Origin of the sequence: Sulfitobacter sp. SK012 (genome assembly GCF_003352085.1) — a bacterium.
Taxonomy (GTDB): Bacteria; Pseudomonadota; Alphaproteobacteria; order Rhodobacterales; family Rhodobacteraceae; genus Sulfitobacter.
The window spans coordinates 42,744-63,357 of the sequence record NZ_CP025806.1 but is presented as its reverse complement, the minus strand read 5'-3'; the positions used below and the strand labels follow the sequence as shown (position 1 = coordinate 63,357).

The 20,614-nt window shown below is 55.2% G+C and carries 18 protein-coding genes and 1 pseudogene; 6 read left to right on the top strand and 13 right to left on the bottom strand.

Annotation, left to right across the window (positions count from 1 at the left end; genetic code table 11):
• Positions 1–3: 3 nt before the first annotated feature.
• A complete protein-coding gene (locus C1J03_RS24510) occupies positions 4–882 on the bottom strand; it encodes an SMP-30/gluconolactonase/LRE family protein (RefSeq protein ID WP_114889362.1) in 879 nt (292 codons plus the stop codon).
• Positions 879–2,045, bottom strand: coding sequence for a CaiB/BaiF CoA transferase family protein (locus C1J03_RS24505; protein WP_114889361.1), 1,167 nt, complete (start codon positions 2,043–2,045; stop codon positions 879–881). Before C1J03_RS24505 ends, C1J03_RS24510 begins: the two co-directional genes overlap by 4 nt.
• 73 nt (positions 2,046–2,118) lie before the next feature.
• Between C1J03_RS24505 and C1J03_RS24500 the strand changes: the two genes are divergently transcribed.
• Both C1J03_RS24500 and C1J03_RS24495 read left to right on the top strand, forming a co-directional pair.
• Complete coding sequence (locus tag C1J03_RS24500; protein ID WP_114889360.1) at positions 2,119–3,450, top strand: aspartate aminotransferase family protein; 1,332 nt, start codon at positions 2,119–2,121, stop codon at positions 3,448–3,450.
• A 3-nt stretch (positions 3,451–3,453) separates the two neighbouring features.
• Positions 3,454–4,332: a 3-keto-5-aminohexanoate cleavage protein gene (locus tag C1J03_RS24495; protein ID WP_114889359.1), complete on the top strand. Its 879-nt coding sequence runs from the start codon at positions 3,454–3,456 to the stop codon at positions 4,330–4,332.
• Positions 4,333–4,334: 2 nt separating this feature from the next.
• Here C1J03_RS24495 and C1J03_RS24490 read toward each other — a convergent pair whose 3' ends face one another.
• The gene (locus C1J03_RS24490) at positions 4,335–5,126 is read right to left on the bottom strand and encodes an IclR family transcriptional regulator (protein ID WP_254694313.1); all 792 of its coding nucleotides are present in this window, start codon (positions 5,124–5,126) and stop codon (positions 4,335–4,337) included.
• Positions 5,127–5,197: 71 nt separating this feature from the next.
• Here C1J03_RS24490 and C1J03_RS24485 point away from each other — a divergent pair, with 71 nt between their 5' ends.
• Genes C1J03_RS24485 through C1J03_RS24475 form a run of 3 tightly spaced genes read left to right on the top strand, consistent with a single transcriptional unit; the run spans position 5,198 to position 7,479 of the window.
• Positions 5,198–5,797, top strand: coding sequence for a dioxygenase family protein (locus C1J03_RS24485; RefSeq protein ID WP_114889358.1), 600 nt, complete (start codon positions 5,198–5,200; stop codon positions 5,795–5,797).
• A 3-nt stretch (positions 5,798–5,800) separates the two neighbouring features.
• A complete protein-coding gene (locus C1J03_RS24480) occupies positions 5,801–6,469 on the top strand; it encodes a dioxygenase family protein (RefSeq protein ID WP_114889357.1) in 669 nt (222 codons plus the stop codon).
• Between the two features lie 20 nt (positions 6,470–6,489).
• The gene (locus tag C1J03_RS24475) at positions 6,490–7,479 is read left to right on the top strand and encodes a formylglycine-generating enzyme family protein (RefSeq protein WP_254694312.1); all 990 of its coding nucleotides are present in this window, start codon (positions 6,490–6,492) and stop codon (positions 7,477–7,479) included.
• On the opposite strand, the gene C1J03_RS24470 is transcribed toward C1J03_RS24475, so the two are convergent.
• The 7 genes from C1J03_RS24470 to C1J03_RS24440 all read right to left on the bottom strand — a co-directional run bounded on the left by C1J03_RS24470 (position 7,476) and on the right by C1J03_RS24440 (position 15,804).
• Complete coding sequence (locus C1J03_RS24470) at positions 7,476–9,089, bottom strand: sulfatase-like hydrolase/transferase (protein WP_114889356.1); 1,614 nt, start codon at positions 9,087–9,089, stop codon at positions 7,476–7,478. The genes C1J03_RS24475 and C1J03_RS24470 overlap by 4 nt on opposite strands.
• Complete coding sequence (locus C1J03_RS24465; RefSeq protein ID WP_114889355.1) at positions 9,086–10,219, bottom strand: alpha-hydroxy acid oxidase; 1,134 nt, start codon at positions 10,217–10,219, stop codon at positions 9,086–9,088. The genes C1J03_RS24470 and C1J03_RS24465 overlap by 4 nt, the downstream gene beginning before the upstream one ends.
• 3 nt (positions 10,220–10,222) lie before the next feature.
• Positions 10,223–11,752: a sulfatase-like hydrolase/transferase gene (locus C1J03_RS24460; protein WP_114889354.1), complete on the bottom strand. Its 1,530-nt coding sequence runs from the start codon at positions 11,750–11,752 to the stop codon at positions 10,223–10,225.
• 15 nt (positions 11,753–11,767) lie between these two features.
• Positions 11,768–12,598: a universal stress protein gene (locus tag C1J03_RS24455; protein WP_114889353.1), complete on the bottom strand. Its 831-nt coding sequence runs from the start codon at positions 12,596–12,598 to the stop codon at positions 11,768–11,770.
• A 12-nt stretch (positions 12,599–12,610) separates the two neighbouring features.
• On the bottom strand, positions 12,611–14,206 hold the full coding sequence (locus C1J03_RS24450) for a tripartite tricarboxylate transporter permease (protein ID WP_174234522.1): 1,596 nt from the start codon (positions 14,204–14,206) through the stop codon (positions 12,611–12,613).
• A complete protein-coding gene (locus tag C1J03_RS24445; protein WP_114889351.1) occupies positions 14,206–14,787 on the bottom strand; it encodes a tripartite tricarboxylate transporter TctB family protein in 582 nt (193 codons plus the stop codon). Before C1J03_RS24445 ends, C1J03_RS24450 begins: the two co-directional genes overlap by 1 nt.
• Positions 14,788–14,850: 63 nt before the next feature.
• The gene (locus C1J03_RS24440; RefSeq protein ID WP_162798665.1) at positions 14,851–15,804 is read right to left on the bottom strand and encodes a tripartite tricarboxylate transporter substrate-binding protein; all 954 of its coding nucleotides are present in this window, start codon (positions 15,802–15,804) and stop codon (positions 14,851–14,853) included.
• Positions 15,805–16,062: 258 nt separating this feature from the next.
• Here C1J03_RS24440 and C1J03_RS24435 point away from each other — a divergent pair, with 258 nt between their 5' ends.
• Positions 16,063–16,530 carry a MarR family winged helix-turn-helix transcriptional regulator gene (locus tag C1J03_RS24435; RefSeq protein ID WP_114889349.1) on the top strand — a complete coding sequence of 156 codons (468 nt, stop codon included), beginning with the start codon at positions 16,063–16,065 and terminating at the stop codon, positions 16,528–16,530.
• Between the two features lie 417 nt (positions 16,531–16,947).
• Here the strand turns inward: C1J03_RS24435 and C1J03_RS24430 are convergent.
• The 3 genes and pseudogenes from C1J03_RS24430 to C1J03_RS24420 form a co-directional block, all read right to left on the bottom strand.
• Positions 16,948–17,777 (bottom strand): annotated as a pseudogene (locus C1J03_RS24430) (SUMF1/EgtB/PvdO family nonheme iron enzyme).
• A gap of 139 nt (positions 17,778–17,916) precedes the next feature.
• A complete protein-coding gene (locus C1J03_RS24425; protein ID WP_162798664.1) occupies positions 17,917–18,975 on the bottom strand; it encodes an AbrB family transcriptional regulator in 1,059 nt (352 codons plus the stop codon).
• A gap of 231 nt (positions 18,976–19,206) precedes the next feature.
• Positions 19,207–20,592 carry an FAD-binding oxidoreductase gene (locus C1J03_RS24420; protein WP_114889347.1) on the bottom strand — a complete coding sequence of 462 codons (1,386 nt, stop codon included), beginning with the start codon at positions 20,590–20,592 and terminating at the stop codon, positions 19,207–19,209.
• Positions 20,593–20,614: the final 22 nt, after the last annotated feature.

The following is a 20,614-nucleotide window of genomic DNA, read 5'->3' as shown; positions in this document are numbered from 1 at the left end:
CTGTCAGGTCCTCGGATTGGGAATGTCGCAGGTAAAGACGCCGCCGAATTGGGCGTCCACGATAATGAGTTTTTGTGGGTTGTCGGGGTGAAACGTCACGGACGTGGTCCATATCCCGCGCGGCAGACGGACCTCGGCAATCAGATCGCCAATGGCGTCATAAACATAGGCACGTCCCGCTTGCGCCTGCGCAACAGCAAGCCAACCGTGAGCATTACAAGCCAGCCCATCGGGGCCAAGCCCGCCAGACAATTGCAAATACGTGCCGACCATCGGCGACTCTACTTCGGGCAGTCGTGTCGAAAATTTCCAGACCTGATTGGCCCGCGTCGCGGCGACGTAAACCCATCCGTTATCAGGTGACACACAGATGCCGTTGGAATAGGGTACGCAATCCAGCACCAGACGCAGCACGCCGTCCTGCCAGCGATACACACGGCCCACTGGATCGCTCAAACTGCTACGGCCGGAATCGGTGAACCACAGCGCGCCATCCGGCCCATAGGCCATATCCGACAGGCCCATGAACGGTTCCGACGCGCCCGCGATCAGGGTTTTGAATTCCGCAGGCCCCGTCAGTTCGATCATCCCGTGACGGTAATCAACGGCAATGCGGCGACCATCGGGAGCAATGCGCATGGCGTGTGGTTCACCTTCAATCTGGTGCATGACTTCCCATTCACCCGCAGGCGATACACGAAATACGCGGCCATAGGGCACATCTGAGAGCCACATTGCCCCTGCGTTGTCGAAAAACGCGGATTCAAGGAACGAATGCATCGGCTGGTCGGGGCGCGTCATTTTCGCCCAAGCGGACGGCTCACCAGTGTGGTGCAGCGCGTCGGGAAGCGCGGTCCAAGGTGAGGCGGTCAGATGGATCATACCACAATTCCTTGTGCATAAAGATGCGCGATTTGGTCGTCGTTCATACCCATTTCACTCAGAACATCGCGCGTTTGCTCACCATGTTTGGGCGGGGCGCTGTGTAGATTAGCGCCACCATGCGTCATGGTGAAAGCCGTTGTGGGCAATGAAACATCAGGTGCATCTGGGTTCGGTGCGAAATACCCGCGTGCGGCAAGTTGGGGCAATTCAACGGCCTCTGACAGCGTTTTGACCCGTTCAGCGGGCAAATTAGCGGCCCGCAAGAGTGCGACCCAGTCATCGGCGGTCTTTTGCGCGAAAATCGCCCGTAGCTCTGCCTTGATGTCGTCGGAGATTGCCCAGACTTCCGGCCAGCTTTTGACCTTTGCCAGTGCCATCACCGGATGACCAATGCTATCCAAGATTTGTGCCAATGCACGGTATTGCGCCGGATGAAACGCGCCCAACATCAACTGGCCGTCAGCCGTGTCATAGCTGGCGATGCCCGCTTCTTTACCGCGCGCAGGCGCTTTGGCGTGTTGCGTAGCAGCAGCTTCGGGGGCCATCATCTGCATTGCGACCTCAAGCATTGAGACAGAGATATGTGTTCCCTGCCCGTCATTGCCGCGCTGCGTCAAGGCCGCAGTAACCGCAAAGGCCGCAGCATATCCAGTGGCGTAATCAACAAAGGATACTCCGGGTTTAACGCCGCCACATTGAGAAATGGTGCCGCTGGTCGCTTGGATCACATTATCATAAGCACCATGTTCCGCTTGCGGGCCGATATCGCCGTAACCCGTGATGGAACAGTAAATCAGCGCCGGGTTTTCAGCGGCCAGATCGGCATAACCAAGCCCCAGCCCCGCCAAAGCGCCCGTTGCAAAATTTTCTACAAAAACATCCGTGTCCCGCACCAAAGCCCGTAAAATCTTTGCGCCTTCGGGGTCGCGTAAATTAAGGGCAAGACTTCTCTTATTGCCGCCCTGCACCTGGTAATTCAGCCCAAGGCCTAACGCGTTGCCCGCCGCGTCCGGTCCCCGCCCGCGTGCGCAATCGGGATTCAACGGGTCTTCGATCTTGGTCACATCTGCACCTAACAATGCCATCTGATACGTACAAAACGGCCCCGCCAGAACATGCGTCAGATCGAGAACCCTAATCTTATGAAGCGCACCTGTCATAGAAAGAAAGCCTTGCGATTGATCATTATGTCTAATATACAAAACATGAGTTTATATACAAGACGGAAGTGAAATGAGCAGCGTTTTTCATCGAGACCTTACCACCGACCTGCCTTCAATCGTCGCGGTCGAAGCGAATACGCTGATTGATAACAACGGCCGACGCTATCTGGATGCCTGCGGCGGTGCCGCAGTGTCCTGCCTTGGACATGATCATGCCTTTGTGCGCGAAGCGATCAAGGCACAGGTAGACAAATTGGCGTTCGCACACACCGGATCATTCACGAACCAACCCGCAGAAGACCTTGCGACCCATTTGATCGACCGTTCGCCTGCCGGAACTGGTAATGGTCGTGTGATGTATCTGGGAAGCGGGTCCGAGGCGATGGAAGCGGCGCTGAAGCTTGCCCGCCAATATTACCTAGAACGCGGCGAGCCTACGCGCGCCAAAGTTATTGCACGCAAACCCAGCTATCACGGAAACACGCTGGCAGCACTTGCGACAGGTGGCCATGCAGGTCGCCGTGCGCCCTTTGCCCCCTTGTTGATGGACGTTAGCCATATTGACGCGGCCTACGCCTACCGGATGCAAAAGGACGGTGAAACCGAGTCGGAATTCGCTATACGGATGGCCAACCTTTTGGATGCCGAAATTCGCCGTCTTGGGCCTGAAACAGTTATGGCGTTTGTAGCGGAACCTGTTGTCGGGGCTTCGCTTGGCACACAACCTGCGCCCAAGGGTTATTTCACTCGCATCCGCGAAATTTGCGATGAATACGATGTGCTCTATATCGCGGACGAAGTCATGTGCGGCATGGGCCGGACCGGATCGTTGTTCGCGCTGGAACAAGAAGGCATCTACGCGGATATCACCACCACGGCCAAGGGACTGGGTGCTGGGTATCAACCTATTGCTGCGGTGATTGCCGCGCAAAAAGTGATTGATGCGATCAAAGCCGGCAGTGGCAAGCTTTGGAACGGGCACACCTATATGTCCCACGCAATTGCGACGGCAGGTGCTTTGGCCGTGCAACAAGTGATTGAAAACGAAGGTCTACTTGGCAAGGTGAAAACGCTTGGCGCACAATTGGAAACGGGACTGCGCGACGCCTTCGGGCAACATGCGCATGTGGGCGATATCCGTGGTCGCGGGTTGTTCTGGACCATCGAACTGGTCGCAGATCGCACCACCAAGGTCCCCTTTCCCGTCACCGACGGGCTTGCCATGAAGATTGGTGCAGCGGCCAAGGCACGCGGTATTATGGTCTATCCATCGCAAGGCTGCGCGGACGGAACCAACGGTGATCACGTGCTGCTGGCCCCCGCCTACACATCAACGCCCGAAGAAATTGATTTGATTGTGGACACGCTGAAATCTGCGGTTGCAGACGTGTTGGAGGCGTAAAACATGGCACGCAAAACCATCCTGACAGCGGCCGTCACTGGCAATCTGATGATGCCCGATATCAGCCCCCATTTGCCCGTCACCCCTGAACAGATCGCGCGCCAAGCTTTAGACGCCGCTGCTGCGGGGGCCGCGATTGTACATTTGCATGTGCGTGATCCGAAAACCGCTAAAGGCTCCATGCGAATGGATCTATACGAAGAATTGGTGGCGCGTATTCGTGCAGAAAACACCGACGTTCTGCTGAACCTGACAACGGGCGAAGGCGGGCGATTTGTGCCATCTGATGATGATCCACAAGTGGCCGCTGCAGGATCAACGTTGTGTGGTCCCGAGAAACGTATCGCCCACGTAGAGGCGTTGAAACCTGATATTTGCACCCTTGATTTCAATACGATGTGGTCCGGCCAAGCCAGTGTCATCAACAGCCCCCGCAACCTCGAAATTATGGCCGCACGCATCTATTCGGCTGGCGTCAAACCCGAGATCGAAATCTTCGACAGCGGTGATCTGCACATGGTCAAAGATTTCGTCGCGCGTGGTATCATCAAAACTCCGCTGATGGTGCAGATGGTTCTGGGCGTGCGGTTTGGTGCGGTCGCGAACCCCGCGACGATGGCGTACCTTGTCAGCCAATTGCCGGAAGGCACGCAGTGGGCCGCATTCGGCATCGGACGCGCAGCGTTTCCGATGTTGGCGCAGGCTTGGTTGCTCGGCGGTCATGTGCGCATCGGTATGGAGGACACCGCCTATATTCGAAAAGGCGAACACTGTGCGTCCAACGCCGATCTGGTGACCAAAGCCGCGCGCATGATTGATGATTTGGGCGGCACACTCGCCACCCCCGACGATGCCCGAGGTATACTGGGGCTAACCACGTGACATCAGTCGCCCAGATATCCAAGCTCGCGCGAAATGCGCAAAGCAGCGGCTTTCGTTTCGGGGATGTAGAACGATTCAATCCGGTCGAAATCGAACCCGCTGTCTGGACCAGACAAATTAACGCAGGCCACGATGCTTCCGGTGTTGTCGCGCACCGGTACAGCGACGCTCGATCCACCCGGATCGCGGAACCCCTTGGACACGACAAACCCGCGCTCACGCGTTTGGGTGACAGCCTTCAGCAAAGCCGCAGCAGTCATCGGAGTGTGATCGGTGAATCTGACGTATTCTTGATGCATGGCGAATTCGGCCAGGGCGTCCTCATCCAGCGCGCCCAGCAGACACCAGCCGATCGCCGACGCATAGGCCTGCGTGCGCGTGCCCGTCGCCATGTTGGACACATAGTTCGACCGCGCCTGATGGCTGATAAGATACAGCACATCCTGCCCCTCAAGCACGCTCAGATGGGTCGACACACCCGTCAGGTCGCGCAGCGTCGCCAGATGGGTTCGTGCAATTGCGGTCATCGGCTGCTGGTTCAGATAGGCAAATCCAAGGTTCAACACCCGCGCGCCCAGCGTGAATGTCTTGACCTGTTCAGCTTCTTTGATGAATTCCATATGCCGCAAAGTATAGACCAAGCGGTAGGCCGAAGATCGGCTCAACTCCATCGCACGGGCAATCTCGCTCAGCGTCATGGGAGTTTCGGCATTGCCCAAAATCTCAAGAACCCGAAGGCCGCGGTGCAGACCCGGCACAAAATAGACGTTATGATTATCTGACTGGGGCACCATTCAACTTTTCCTATACTGGACGAGACACCGTTTAATATACAAAACAAACCAAAGACAATGGAGGACGCAAGATGACAACGGAATTACCAAATGCACTTCCGGCGACAAACGAAGATACCTGTGGGCCGTATTTCCCGATTTATTTCGAAAACCCCGCGTTAGAGGACCTGACCCGCGTTGACCCCGGTGTGGTTGGCCAAGCGGCCGGCACACCGATTGTCCTGCGTGGTCGTATCCTTGATCGCCACGGTAATCTGGCCCATGGCGCGATCCTTGAATTTTGGCAAGCCAACGCCAAAGGCGTTTACCGTTCACCCGCAACCCATGGCCACGACGACATTGATCCGTGGTTTCAGGGCTATGGGCGCATTCGCACAGCCAGCGGCGCCTATGAATTCCGCACCATCATGCCGGGTGCCACGACAAGTCGCGCGCCCAATATCACCATCACCCTATTTTCGGACGGAATCAGCCGGATCGTCACCCAGATGTTCTTTGACGGCCAAGACACCAACGCCACAGACCCAATTTTACAAGCAGTCGGGGACGATGCCCCGAAATTGATAGCGCGCCACGATGGCCGCACCTCCAAAGGTGAAGAGGTGTATCTGTTCGACATCATCATGGCCGGCGACGGCGAGACCCCCTTTTTCGACGATCTGGAGAGCTGAGACATGACAAAGCAAGGACGTATCCTCGGGATTGGCCCGACCGACAACACATCTGATCAACGCACGCCGCGTGAACGCCTGCGTTTGATCCCCGCAAGCGCGCGCGAGAGCTTCGTGCCGGTTGTATCCGCGCGGTATGCCGCAGGCCCGCATGAATGGGATATGACCCGCTCTGCCCCTGACCGCCCGCGCGCCGATGGCGTCCCGATCGAGGTCACAGGCACTGTGCGCACCCAAAGCGGCGCACCCGTGCGCCATGCCTTGTTGGAAGTGTGGAGCGCCAATCACTATGGCAGGTATCGCCATGTGGAGGACCATTCCGGCCTGCAGCTGGATGAAAATCATTTTGGTATGGGCCGTATCCTTACGGATGAGGACGGAAATTACCGGTTTTGGGCCATCAGCCCGGGTGCCTATCTTGCGCGCCCTGACATCGGTCGCTGGCGGCCCAAGCATATCCATATTTCCGTCAGTGGTGGATCCTCGCGTCTGATCACACAGATGTACTTCCCGGACGAGCCGAACAATGTCTCGGACCCGATGGCGATCCTCATGGGCGATGATTTTGAACGCAACATCGGCAAACCACGAGATACAAACGGTGTCGATGTGGACGAAGCCTATGATTTTGATATTGTGGTCGGTGGACGAAACGCGACATTTTTTGAATAACCTTAGTGGATCTGCCCGCGTTGGGTGATGACATAGGGTCGGCTGGTAAACTGATTAAGATGACCCAAGATGCACCGATCAAATCCTGCTGTACGCCTGCACGCGAGGGGGGCACCCTTGCGGGCCCATCCACCATCACACTGTCTAACACTGCAAGCACGCTGCGCGACGCGGCGCGGCCAATTCCGGGGCGCACGGGTCTTTTAGGCACAGCGAACGCGGGCATTCCAGATGATGGTGAAACACCTCTGCGCAAAACGCGTATCAAACCGTATCGGATAGGTGCGACGACCGTAACGAATGCCGAGTTCGAGGCGTTTGTTGCGGCCACAGGGTACATCACTGAAGCCGAGCGGTTCGGCTGGTCCTTTGTATTCTGGGCTCAGGTACCACAGGCCATTGGAGCAACCCAAGGCGTTGTTGATGTTGAATGGTGGCGTCGCGTTGATGGTGCGAACTGGCGCGATATCAACGGCCCTGGCACCATGGCACAGGCCTGGCATCCAGATCATCCGGTCGTACAGGTGTCATGGAATGATGCGCTGGCCTATTGTGCCTGGGCGGGTGGCAGATTGCCCACGGAAGCAGAATGGGAACATGCGGCACGCGGTGGCCTTGGCGATGTGGCGTTCCCATGGGGCAGCGCCGCGCCCAACGACACCGATTATACGCCATGCAACATCTGGCAGGGGAAATTTCCGGAAACCAACACTGGGCTGGATGGCTACGTCACCACGGCCCCTGCCCAGTCATATGAACCCAACGGCTATGGCCTGTTCAATGTTGTCGGAAATGTCTGGGAATGGACGGCTGATGCGTACCGGATTAAATCCCTCAAGAAAAATGTGCGGGCGCGGCTGTTCACGATGCAAGGATACAAGCTCTCAAAGGGCGGATCATTCCTGTGCCACCAATCCTATTGCTATCGCTACCGGATTGCGGCGCGGTCAGGCACATCACCCGACAGCGCCACCACCCATCACGGGTTTAGGGTCGTCTGGACAGATTAGACCGTTTGCTCTGGCGTCAGTTGTGCCTGCGCTTCTGCAACGTCTGCATCATCCCAAAAACCAACCAAAATTCCACGGGTAAATTCAGAAGGTTTGTTTTCGATGAAGGCATCTGTTTGCGTGACCCGATTGCACCCACCGTAAGCCCAGTTCAGAACATGACCCTGCATACGCGCACGTTCGTCTGCAAAATTTGGGTGTGTGCCTAAATCGGTCATTTCTTGTGGATCTGCTTCAAGATCAAACAACATCGGGTTCTGACCAGGGCAATGGACGTATTTCCAACGGCCGTCAAAGGCCATCACGATACGACAGTCGTTCGTTGGCTGACCCAGCTTTTTGCGTGCAGGCGAGCGACCATAATCAGCCTCGCTGAACGCGCAGGTCCGCCATTCCACTTCTTGGCCGCGCAGAAGCGGCACCAATGAACGCCCCTCAAGAATATGATCGCGCACTTCGCCGCCCATAAAGTCAACAATTGTCGGGACCAAATCAATTGCCTCTGTCAGGCGGCTATCAACTGTGCCGCGTGTGATATCTGCCTCCGGTGATGGATCAACCACGATCAGTGGAACCCGAACCGACTGGTCATGGAAATACAGCTTCTCGCCCATCCAGTGATCACCAAGATAGTCGCCGTGATCCGAAGTAAAGATGATCAGCGTATCCTTGAGGCGGTCCGTCTCTTCCAGCCACGCCATCATCCGTCCGATGTGATCATCGACCTGCGTGATCAGCCCCATGTAAGTGGCGATGACTTTTTGTCTCGCGTCGGGACGGTTGTACATCGTCGAGTGACGCACATCTTGGTTGCTGCGATATATCGGATGCCCCGTTTCGCGCTCCGCGTCCTCGCGCACAACAGGTAGAACATCTCGGGGGCCGTACATTTCATGATAGGGCGCAGGTGCGACGATAGGCCAATGCGGTTTGATAAAACTTAGGTGCAAACACCACGGGTCGTCGCCCGCTTGCCCGATGAACTCCATCGCGCGATTGGCGCTATAGGCGGTCTCGGAGTGTTCTTCGGGGATACGTGCAGGCAGGTGGGCATTTTCGTTTAGCCATCCGTTCTTAATCGACCCGTCGTGGTCAACGACACTGGCCGCCCAATCCTGCCAAGGGCTTTCACCGTCAAACCCGTTCTTTCGAAGATAGTCGTTGTAGTGGCTTGGGCTTTTTCCCTTTGGCGGGTGCAACCCATCCAACCTGTCCCAGACTTCAAATCCGGCTTCACCTATGTGCTTTCCTTTGGGACTCTTTGGATCAATCCCAAGCCGCTCCATCCCCTCAATGTCAGCGCGCGCATGGGTCTTGCCACATAGAACAGCACGGGCCCCAATGGACTTAAGGTGGTCCCCAAGCGTCCACTCACCAACCCGCAACGGAACATTATTAAAGTCAGCGCCATGGCTGCGTACGTAACGGCCGGTATAGGTGCTCATTCGGCTGGGGCCGCAAATGGGCGATTGCACATAAGACCGTTCAAACCGGACGCCGCGCTTGGCAAGCGCATCAATATGAGGGGTTTTGATCGAAGGATGACCCGAGCACCCCAGATAGTCGTAGCGCAGCTGGTCACACATTATAAAAAGTACGTTTTTGGTCATGACAGGTCTTTCAGTTCATTCAGCGTACGTGCGCCGAGTTGGATCATGTTGTTTTCCAAATCACCACGCAGAATATCATAGGCGTGATTGCCACCCACATCCCCAAGGGCCGCGACTGCATAGAGAAACCCGCGACCGAGGAAGCAAAAATCAGCGCCACGTGACAGCGCGCGCACAATATCCAGACCGCCGCGAATGCCGCTGTCAAATAACACAGGTGCGCGGCTTGCCACGATTTTCGTAACAGCTGGTAAGGCATCAATGGCTGCCGGCGCACCGTCAAACTGACGCCCGCCGTGGTTGGAGACCCAGATAGCGTCCGCCCCGTGATCCAGTGCTGCGGTCGCGTCTTGCGCATGCATAATACCCTTGAGCACAAGGTTGCCATCCCACGCAGCGCGGATGCGATCGAAATAGTCCCAATCTGGGCGACCATCGACGATGTTGCCGATCAATTTGGCGCCTTCACGCATCTGGTTTTTGGGGAAATAGCTTTCAAGCGTTTTGAAACGTGGCTCCCCGTAGGAGAGCGTTTTGAGCGCCCATTCAGGTCGTTTGGCCACACGCCAAAGCGTTTTGACGTCCATCTTGGGCGGCACAGTTAGACCGGCAGCAAGCTGGCGTTCGCGGCGCGACCCCACTGGCACGTCCACGGTCACGATCAGCGTTTTAATGCCGGTGGCTTTGGTGCGCGCTATTAGATCATCCAGAACTTCAGGTTCTTTGGGACAGTAGATCTGCATCCAGGCCTGATTCGGTGCAATTTCTGCCACCGTTTCGGGCGTTTCGTTTGCCACCATACTTAAGCCGTATGGAATAGATTTATCGCGCGCCATGCGGGCAAGGATATGTTCTGCCCCTGGCCACATCAGGCCAGACATGCCCACAGGTGCAACCCCGAATGGCGCGGAATAGCTTTGCCCGAGTAGATCAGTACCGATGTTCGGCGTAAATCGCCCGCCCATCACGCGCGGGGTCAGCTGGACGGCATCAAGCCCTTGGCGGTTGCGATCCACCAAGGATTCCATACCCGTCCCGCTATCGAGATATTCCGCAGCAAAGAACGGCAGGCGTTTGCGCGCGCGGGCGGCGAGATGCCAAATAGAGGGGTACTTGTTCGCATAATCCATCGTTTAGGCCGGACCAACAGGTGTGCGGATCGGGCCGATGTCATCCGCGCGCTGGCCCAGATAACCTTCAAGCTCGGCGCGGCGCTCAGCGTAATCAGGGTCTGCAAACACGTTGGTCATTTCGTGTGGGTCTTTCACCAAATCATACATCTCCCCCTCGCCCGAGCGCATGTCCATCGTCAGCTTGTCGATCTTGGTGCGCACCGCGCGCAGGGACAGGGCAACGCCGACGCGGTTTGGTAAAAGCTCCCATTCGCACATGGCGAAATCGCGGGTCGCGTCTTGGCCTTCAAGAAACGGCCGCAAGCTTTCACCGTGTTGATCCAGTGCCGGTGTGACACCCGCCAGGTCAAACATGGTCGGACCGACATCAATATTAGACACCGGTTCATCGACCACCTGCCCTGCGGGCACGTTCGGGCCGCGCACGATTAGCGGGATGCGCAGCAAGCCTTCGTAGAACATCGGCCCCTTCAGGACCAAACCGTGATCCCCCAGCCAATCGCCGTGATCGGCAGAATAGATGATGTAGGTATTCTCATCCAAACCTGCCTCGCGCAGTGTGTTCATGATCCGCCCGATGTGGTGATCAATCAGCGCGATTTGCCCGTAAGTATTGGCAATAATTTCGCGCAATTGCTCGTCGGTTTGGGGCGTTATACGCGAGTAGGCCTTGCGGATAGCAATGGATTCCGCGTCGCCTTGGGGGGAGTTTTCAAGCGCTGCTTTGTGCCACCACGGGCGATCTTCCAAATCACGGGTGCGGTGTTCCGGCAGGTCCACGTCTTTGGGATCATGCAGGCGCGACCAAGGTTCGGGGCAGTCAAACGGGTGGTGCGGATCGGGAAAGCTGATCCACGTCATGAAGGGCTTATCTTTGTCGCGCCCGTGGTTGATCCACTCAATTGCGCGGTCTGCGGTCCAAGGTGTGTTGTGATAGGCCAGCGGTAATTGGCTGTGCCACGTTTGCGCCGCCCCTTTGGTGTCGCCACCGTTTTGTTTGTACAATTCGTTCAACTCATCTCCGCGACCGGAGCCGTAATAGAAACGTTCGAAATGTAACCCGCGTGGGGGTTTTTGCGGCGTGAACCAGTTGTGGCCGTGGATCATGGTTTCGATATGTTGGAAGCCCATGTAGGGGCCGTGCCAATCGTCATCATAATCTTCGGATGATAACACGCTTTCCGGTGTGCCTGTCTTGTGCCGCGCATCATAGCTCGAAAAATGCGCCTTTCCGAAAAAGGCCGTATCGTACCCTTGCGATCCCAGAGTGCCCGCAAAACCCTTTTCGCCGACCTCTGGATCAAGATCGATACCGTTGTCATGCACACCGTTGGTCCGGCATAGCTGGCCAGTCAAAATAGACGCCCTAGAGGGCTGACACACGGGCGATGGACAAATGGCCGACGTGAACCGAGTCCCCTCGGCCGCCAACTGATCCAGATGTGGCGTGCGAACCTTACGGCCTTCGACGCCCAGACAATCGCCGCGATGTTGGTCAGATGTGATAAAAATGAAATTGGGCTGGGTCATGATCGTTCCTGACGTTTAATGGGAAATGAAGACAGGCAGAGTCGCATGGGCGAGAATATAATTCGTCGTTCCGCCAAACAGACGTTCGCGGAAAACGGAGTGTTCATATGCCCCCATCACCAGCAATCCTGCATTCACTTTTGTACAATATTCAAGGATGTCCTTGCCCGTGCGGCCGGTTACTTTGTCCTTGCGAACACGTTCGACGGTGATGCCATGGCGCGCCAAAGAGGTCGCGATGTCGATGCCTTCAAGAGGCTGGCGAACTGATCCATCGTCAACGCTCAGTACATCCACGCGCTGCTTGGACTCTAAAATCTGCATCGCATCCGTTACCGCACGGGTGGCAGCGCGCTGACCGTCCCACGCGATGACGGCCGTCTCGTTGATACGCTCCGGGTGATGCCCGCGCGGCACGACCAGCACCGGCCGACCACTACGCAAAGCAATGTTTTCAGGGTGTAGTTCCAGATGTGGCTGTTCCTCGATCGCATCATAGCGGCCCACAAGCGTCAGGTCATACATGCGGGCGTATTTAGCGACGGTCGCATCGGCGTTGCCATAAAGCGATATCCAATGCAGGTGCTCGGTACTTACTTGCTGGTCCGTCAACGCGTAAAATTGCGCTTCCGTATCCCGCTCATTCTGGGTGATCCGATCGGCAATAGTCTGGCGCACGTTTTCGGGAACCCATGAATGATGGCTCAGCTTTTCATGCTGGCCTGCATGCGCCAACAACCCGGTGACATGGCAGCCGTATTTCCGATGCATCAGCATAGCCATATGAACGGCTGCATCGCTGCTTTCAGTTCCGTTGTAAGCTACAAGAATATTTTTAATTGCCACAACGCACGCTCCTCAAGACACTTCAGAGGACATAGCAACGTCCTGTTTTTGCTTTCGGGAAAAGAAGATCACCACAAGAACCGACAGACCCAGAAATACAATTGACGTGCCACTGCGGAACAAGAAAAGCGGATCCGCGTCGGACACGGAAAAGGCTTGACGCATTGCCGTTTCCAAGTTGCCTGCCAAGATGAATGCAATTACGAAGGGCAAAATCGGCATTTTGATTTTCCGCATCACGTAACCTAACAGTCCAAATATCAGCAAAAAATAAACTGCAACCATGTCTGTCTCTTGGACGTAGACCGCCGTAATTGTCAGCAAAAAGACCATTGGCATCAGGACCGGCTTCGGAACGCGTGCCATTACCCCAACCCATCGCATGAACTGGCCGCCAATGGTCCAGTTCAAAATATTGCCGATCATCATGGTTGTGAACAGTCCAAAGGCAATCACCAACTCAGGGTTTACCTCGTTAACGGTAAAGCGGAACACACTAGGTCCGGGGTTGAAGCCGCCAATAGATTCCGCTGCAAGGATCAAAAAGACCGCGCTTACATTGCCCGGTATTCCAAGGCTCAAAACCGGAATGAGGTTCGAGCCAGAGACAGCGCTGTTCGCGGCCTCCGTAGCGGCGACCCCTTCTGGGGTGCCCTCACCAAAAGGAACTGGACCTTTGTGCATTTTTTGACCCGTAGCATAACCCAATGTTGCGGCAAGCGTGGAACCGATTCCAGGCAATGCCCCGATCACGGTGCCTACCACTGCGGAAACACTTATATACGGCAACAAAGCGCGTCGCTCACGCCATGACAGACCGTTGTCGCCGGATTGTTTGAATTCAGATGCCATCCTGTCGGATCGCCGGTCACGCCAGATTTCCTCGAATGAATGTATGACTTCTCCCATGATCAGAACACCCAGCACGGCAGTTATCAAAGGAAAGCCGTTTGCCAGAAAATCCGTACCCATGGTGAGGCGGGGGTACAGGTCTTCGCCTGTTCCGATTGACGCCAGCAAGATGCCGAAAAAAGCGGCAATCAGCCCCTTCATGGGAGACGCACCAACAACCGCCGCGACAAAGCTGAGCGAAAGAATAATCAAAGCAGCTTTTTCAGCGAATCCCAGATAAGATTCAACCAAGATCGCCAGGAAAGGTGCCGTCGTAAATAGCACCAGATCCGAAAACGTATCGCCGGAGGCCGAAGCAAAATGTGCTGTCCGTAGCGCTTTGCCTGCTTGTCCCTTTTTGGCCATGGGATACCCGTCCAGAGTGGTCATCAGAGCATCCGGCGTGCCGGGCGTATTAAAGAGAATTGCAGGCACAGCACCACCAACGGTCGCGCCTTTCATCACTCCGATCAGAAACCCCATCACGGGCAATAGGGCATCGGGTGTGTATCCAAAAATGGAGATCAAGATCGGCAACGAAACAGCCATAACAAATGCGCCGCCAAGCCCTGGGGTAGCACCAATCACAATGCCCAAAAGGAAACCAAAAGTGACCATCATAATCGTGATGGAAATCCCGATTCCGAAGATCGAAAAGGCCTCCGGCCCCGCCAGCACGGCCATGATCCCGGCCCAAATGTAGTCAAGTACACTCATCACCAGTCTCCGTTCGGGGGCAGCAGGACGTTATCAAGTGGCAGGTCAAAGATCGCGATCAGGATGGCGACAACAAGGAGCGAGGAAATTATGCGAATTGCCCTAACGCGCCCCTCGATCAGGGCCGTCGTGAGGAAAACCAAGTTGAATCCTCCCATCACAAATCCGATAAGCTTGTACGGATATGTGCTACGCATCTGTCGGTACGTGACCAACTCGCCACCATCGCCCTGAGCAAATAGGCCAACTGCAATGGGGCCGGCCCAATAGAACAGTGCGATCGACAAGGCCGTAATGCCAATCAATTGCAGCAAGAAAGCAAGGTCGTTGCCGTCTATTGTCGGGTTTTCTGTGTCAAAGTTGTCTGTCCGTCGATAGCTCACAAGCACATGCACGACAGCGCAAATCGCCATCAACGCCCCGGCAACAGTCGGCAGGAAAGCATCGCCCATTGTTGTTTGGCGGCGAAAAGTCTCGATCATGCCGGTTTCACTGTCGAGTGGTATCCATACAAGAACAGCGAATAGGCTCAGTCCAAGAAAAAACAACCCTAGGATCAGTTCAGTTCTTCGGCTTAACATCGGTGGCTCCTCCCTTGGACCCCGAGCCAAGTAGCCCGGGGCCAAGACCAACTACGCGTTCTCTTACTGCGCGGCCTCGATCAATTTTTCTGCTTCGGCACTGGCTTTCTGCATAAAGGCATCAAAATCAGCGCCTTTAATTGCCTCTGGGCCACCGAATGCCTTCGAGATATAATTGCTCAATTTACTGCTGGGATCGTTCACGACCTCAGCGATTGCATCCTGAATGGCTTCGCGCGCTTCTGCGTCCATGTTGGCAGGTCCGATCACGCCGAACATCGTGCCGAATACGAACTCAACACCATATTCCGACAAAAGCGGCGCGTCCGGGGAGACATTCAAAGGCTTACCGATGGCAGAGACGAGGTTCACAAGATCACCTGCTTGTACGCCTTTTGTTTGCGGACCCGCAGCCCAGGCTATATCAAGGTCATCGGCCATAACACCGTTCAATCCGCCCTGGCCACCCTTGACCATCACGGTTGTCAGCTCGATGCCATTAGCTTCACCGATCAGATACAAAGCATCGGCGAGTTTGGCACTCATCGCGCCTGCGGTGATCTTTTCCCCTGCTTTTGCCGCGGCAATCACATCAGCGAGCGTTTTCCACCCGCGGCTAGACTTTGCGATAAGTCCGGCCTGCGTACCGGTAACGGTTGAAAGATAGGTGAAATCATCCGTGCCGAAGCCCGGGTTCTTGGTGGCAAGCACGCCATACGCCAGACTGTCCATAGCGGTCATTCCGATGGATTGACCATCGGCAGGCTCATCTTTCAGCGCAGCGGCCATCGCAGCACCACCACGACCGTCAACGTTCTCGGGGATGATTTCCCATCCGTGCCGGGCTGATAATTCTTCGGCCAGCAGACGTGCGGACGTATCCACTCCTCCGCCTGCACGGAATGCGATCATCAGTTTGATCGGGCCGCTAGGTTGCCATTCGGCTATAGCCGTAGTTGCGCCAGCTGCGGCGATTGCCACGGCTGCGACCATCGTCTTCAAAGCACCAAATTTCATGTCTTTCCTCCTCAAAAGCATGGTTGGATCAGACTTCTCCCTCGGATCCACGTTTCGATTTATTCAAATTGAGAGACCGCAACACGGTCGTGTCTGCAAGCGATCGACGTGTCGCATCGCATTAACGCACTGCATGCAGCAATATCCTCCCAACCGAGCGTTACTTATACGTAGCGCCCGATATCTAAATCAGTTAGGCTATAATGATGATACAGTCAACATTATTTAATCTTTTAGCCATAATTAGAGGACATTTACATGAAAATAACATCACAGGAACTTGAGCTTCAACTGCAGCGGGTTCGCCAGCTCGAAAGCAACGTCACCTTTCAGTTCTCGATGATCGCCAAGCTTATGGATAACAATGCATTGAAATTGCTGGAAGATACGCCGCTGACCTTGACCACCTATCGACTAATGCGGACGGTCGAAACGTTTGAAGCCATCTCAATCGCTGACTTGGGACGTCATATGGTGACAGACAATGCACAGATTAGCCGTGCCGCCAAAGACCTTGCGTCAAAAGACTTGGTCACGTTCCGAGGCGATCCAACGAACAAACGTAGAAAACTTGTCTCATTGTCAATACAGGGCAAGACGCTGATGGACGATCTGACACCTCGCTTCAAGACCCGCCGCGAGGGAGTTGAAGCCTGCCTGGGAGAGCAAGTCATCGCAGATTTGCACGTCAGTTTCGCCAAACTCGTTCAATATTTTTCGGACTAACGCCGCGCGGCAATCTACTGAATAGAGTTTTTCATGGCGAATTTTCGGGTGTCTGGGCTACAATGCAATACCGACGGCCAGACGTTCGGCTTGAATCAAATCTTGCGGAAACACAGTGGTAATGCCCGCCGCTTGACCACAGCTACTCAATTTCAACACTTGATCAAGTGTACTTTACGCAACTGAAGCCCCTAATACCGACAGATCAAGATTATCGCGAAGGGCTGACTCTTCATAAGCGACTACCGCATTTGGGCGGACTGTTGCACAATCGCCCCCTACCCTAGCACAAACGTTCCAAACCGACCGTTGGCTATTCGATCCGATGCTGCAGGACCGCTTTCGCATTGCTGCTATTCGCGCGGGGGGGCACTTTTGATGTTTGGCTGGACGCAGCACTGAAAAATACATGACATCTCAGGCGGGCCAGACCACCCTGAACCCTTGATGAGTGGTGGCACTGTCAATTGATGTGCCTGAGCGCGCCGCGATTCTATAACGAAAGCAATAGGATTGATGACACAGGAACGAACCGCCCTTGGAGAGCTTGTACCCCTTCATGCCTGCCAGTCTTTGGCGCACATGTTTCTTGAGCGACTTGATACGGTAAGACTCTGCGGTCCATTCCCAGACATTGCCCACCACGTTGTATAGACCAAAGCCGTTCGGTTCGTAGTGGCGGGCTGGCGCTGTAGTGATGAACCCGTCCTTGGCTGTGTTCACCTCAGGAAAGCGCCCTTGCCAGATATTGCAGGGTTGGAAATCAGTATCATTTGGTTCTTGATTCCCCCATGGAAATTTCACATCTCCCTCTCCACCACGGGCCGCGAGCTCCCACTCCGCTTCACTTGGAAGTCGCCCGCCAACCCATTGAGCGTAGGCCTGTGCATCATTCCATGAGACTTGAACCACCGGATGATCTGCATGCCACGCTTGCGCTTTTGTGCCCGGCCCGTTGATGTCGCGCCAGTTGGCCCCGTCCACGCGCGCCACCACTCGACCTCCACGACACCTTGTGTGGCACCGACGCTTTCCGGTACTTGCGCCCAGAAAACAAACGACCAGCCGAAACGTTCGGCTTCGGTCACATAACCAGTGGCGTCGATGAATTCTAGAAACTGGGCGTTGGTGACAGTGGTTGCGCCAATCCTGAACGGTTTGACGCGCGTTTCGCGCACTGGATCTTCGCCATCGTCAGGAATTTCTGGCGTCCGTGTGCCGACCAACGCCTTTGCACCCGAAATCACAATGGCATCCGGCGCCACGCGTGGAGCAGCCGATTTGACCACTTCCGCGGTTGTTGGAGGATCTAAATGCGTTGATCGGGCTGGCGCGAACAGCTTTTACGAGCTTGAATATTGGTCATATGGCACCTTAAGAAGTCGGTTATCCTTTGCCAATGTGGATCGTGCGCCCTGTCAGTATTCCGGCGACTATCACCGTCAGAGTAATGCGAAACAGATGGTGCGTTGTGACCAACACAGGTGTCACACCAAGGCTGAGCGCCACTAGGCTCATTTCAGTGACGCCCCCTGGAGCGAAACTGATCAACAGTGCCTCAAAAGACATAGGGACGGCCCGTTCGAGCAGCAGCGCGAAGCCCGAGGCGATGGCGAGGGTCGCGCCGACAGACAAAGCCCCAAGAGAAAATGCGGACAAAAGTCTTCTTGGGGTGGAGCGGGCAAAATTCGAGCCAAGCGCGGAGCCGACCACCAACTGTGCAACACTGACCAGCATGTCAGGGCCATTCAAATCAATAACGCCGGTGGCCTGAAAGATAGCCGCCAAAACCAAAGGGCCAATTAGAGGACCGGCAGGAAGTTTTAGTAAATAGCCGAGCAGAATGCCGATTGGCACCAAGACAGAAAACAGCATCCAATCCTGCGACTCAGCGGCGGCCTTTTCCAGCGTTTTACCGGCGGCGCTGCCCACGGTTTCGCCAGTAAATAACTGAAAAAGCAGGGGTACCGAAACAATCACCAAGACGATTCTAACAAAATGCTGGAGGCTGAGCGCCTCCACATCACCGCCCGCTTTTTCACCCAGTGAAACCGCTTCGATCAGGCCACCGGGCATGGCAGCGTATTTCGCCGTGACGCTGTCAAACCCACCGATCCGACGGAATATTCCAAAGTTGACGATTTGCGCAATTGCTAAAAATAACACCATGGCGGGCAAAGTGATGGCAAGGTCAGAAGCGGCGTTCAGCGCATCAGCGTTGAAAGTCGTTCCGATCATAATGCCAATGACGGCGATGAAGACATGGCGCAGACGGACGGGAAACCACAGCCGTTCACCAGTGCGGGAAAATGCAGTCAGTGAAACTGTTGCCGACATCGCCATGCTGCCAAGCAGGAAAGGGATCGGCAATCCGAGCCACTGCGCCAGCAACGCGCCAACCGTCCCTGACCCGAGGATCAGGGCCAATTGTAGGTATTTCTTCATAGCCATTCCAGTGCTGCCTGCTGAATGAAAGGCCACAGCGAACACCCCCTGCCCCGTTCAGACCCATTGGGGCGCGTGCATCGTTTTTCTTTGATCGGTTTCCGCATGTCGCTATTGCCTGATGTTTGGATGGCTGCTGAACGAGAAAAACGCTCTAGTAGCTCCAGCGCAACCAATGACCATTGGTACTTGGTGATTTCGATTTCTATTCTCGAACTGACGGGGCACGCGTCAGTCTATGGTCACTGTCTTCCCCGGGTTCATGATGTTCTGGGGATCTATTGCACGCTTGATCGTACTCATCAGACTGTAGGCAGCGCCATGTTCAGATTTCATGTATTTCTTTTTTCCGACCCCCACGCCGTGTTCACCCGTGACTGTACCGCCCAACTCCAGTGCCAACAGGTTGACGGCTTCTGCCAGTGTTTCAGCGGCTTTCAGTTCTGCTACATTCCCCGACTCGATTAAGATTACCAAGTGAAAATTTCCGTCACCAACATGACCCAAAATTGGGGCTATTAATCCAGATTTTTCGATCTCCTTTTTGGTACGCGCAATGCATTCCGCCAACTTTGAAATCGGAACGCAGCAATCGGTTACAAACCCGTCCGACCCGGGCCGCAGCGCCTTGGCCGCATAGTAGGCTTCGTGCCGAGCTTTCCACAGCTTATTGCGATCTTCTGCCTTAGTCGCCCACTGAAAATCAGAGCCACCAAATTCATCGCTGATATCCCTAAACATCCCAACCTGCTCAGCGGCACCTGCCTCGGACCCATGGAACTCCAGAAACAGATGCGGCTTTTCGGGCAGGTTCATATCAAGGTTATGAATATTCATGCCCTTCATCTGGACATCGTCAAGAAGTTCGACCCGTGCCAGCGGAATGCCAGATTGGATAGCCAGAATTACCGCATCGACCGCCCCGCCGATCGTCTCGAACGCACAGGTGGCGGACAGGATGGTTTCCGGTTGACCAAATAGCCGAACAGTCAGCTTGGTGATAATACCCAGCGTGCCTTCGGACCCGATGATAAGATGTGTGAGGTCATAGCCAGAGGCAGATTTTCGCGCCTGACTGCCGGTTTTTATGATCTGCCCATCGGGCAACACCACTTCAAGAGCGAGAACGTTTTCGCGCATTGTGCCATAGCGCACGGAATTGGTGCCCGATGCGCGTGTGGCCGCCATGCCCCCCATCGTCGCATCTGCGCCAGGATCGACGGTAAACATCAGGCCGGTTGCGCGCAGTTCTTCATTCAGTTGAGTACGAGTGACGCCCGGCTGCACGACCGCATTAAGATCTTGCTCATGCACCTCCAGAATATTGTTCATCCGACTGGTGTCGATGCTGATACCACCGTGAATCGGAATGATATGCCCTTCCAACGAGGTGCCCACACCAAACGGTATGACAGGGCAGCCGCTTTTCGCACATATCTTCACGATGTCGGAAACTTCCTGAGTCGTTTCCGGAAAAGCAACTGCGTCAGGCAGGGCGGGCGCAGTATAGGCCTCGTCTCGACCATGCATCTCAAGAATGGAACTGCCGGTGGACAAACGGTCCCCGAGCAAAGCACGCAGGGCATCTACAGTAGTGGCAAATGGGGATTCTGACATGTGATTTTCCTAAGTCTTCAGC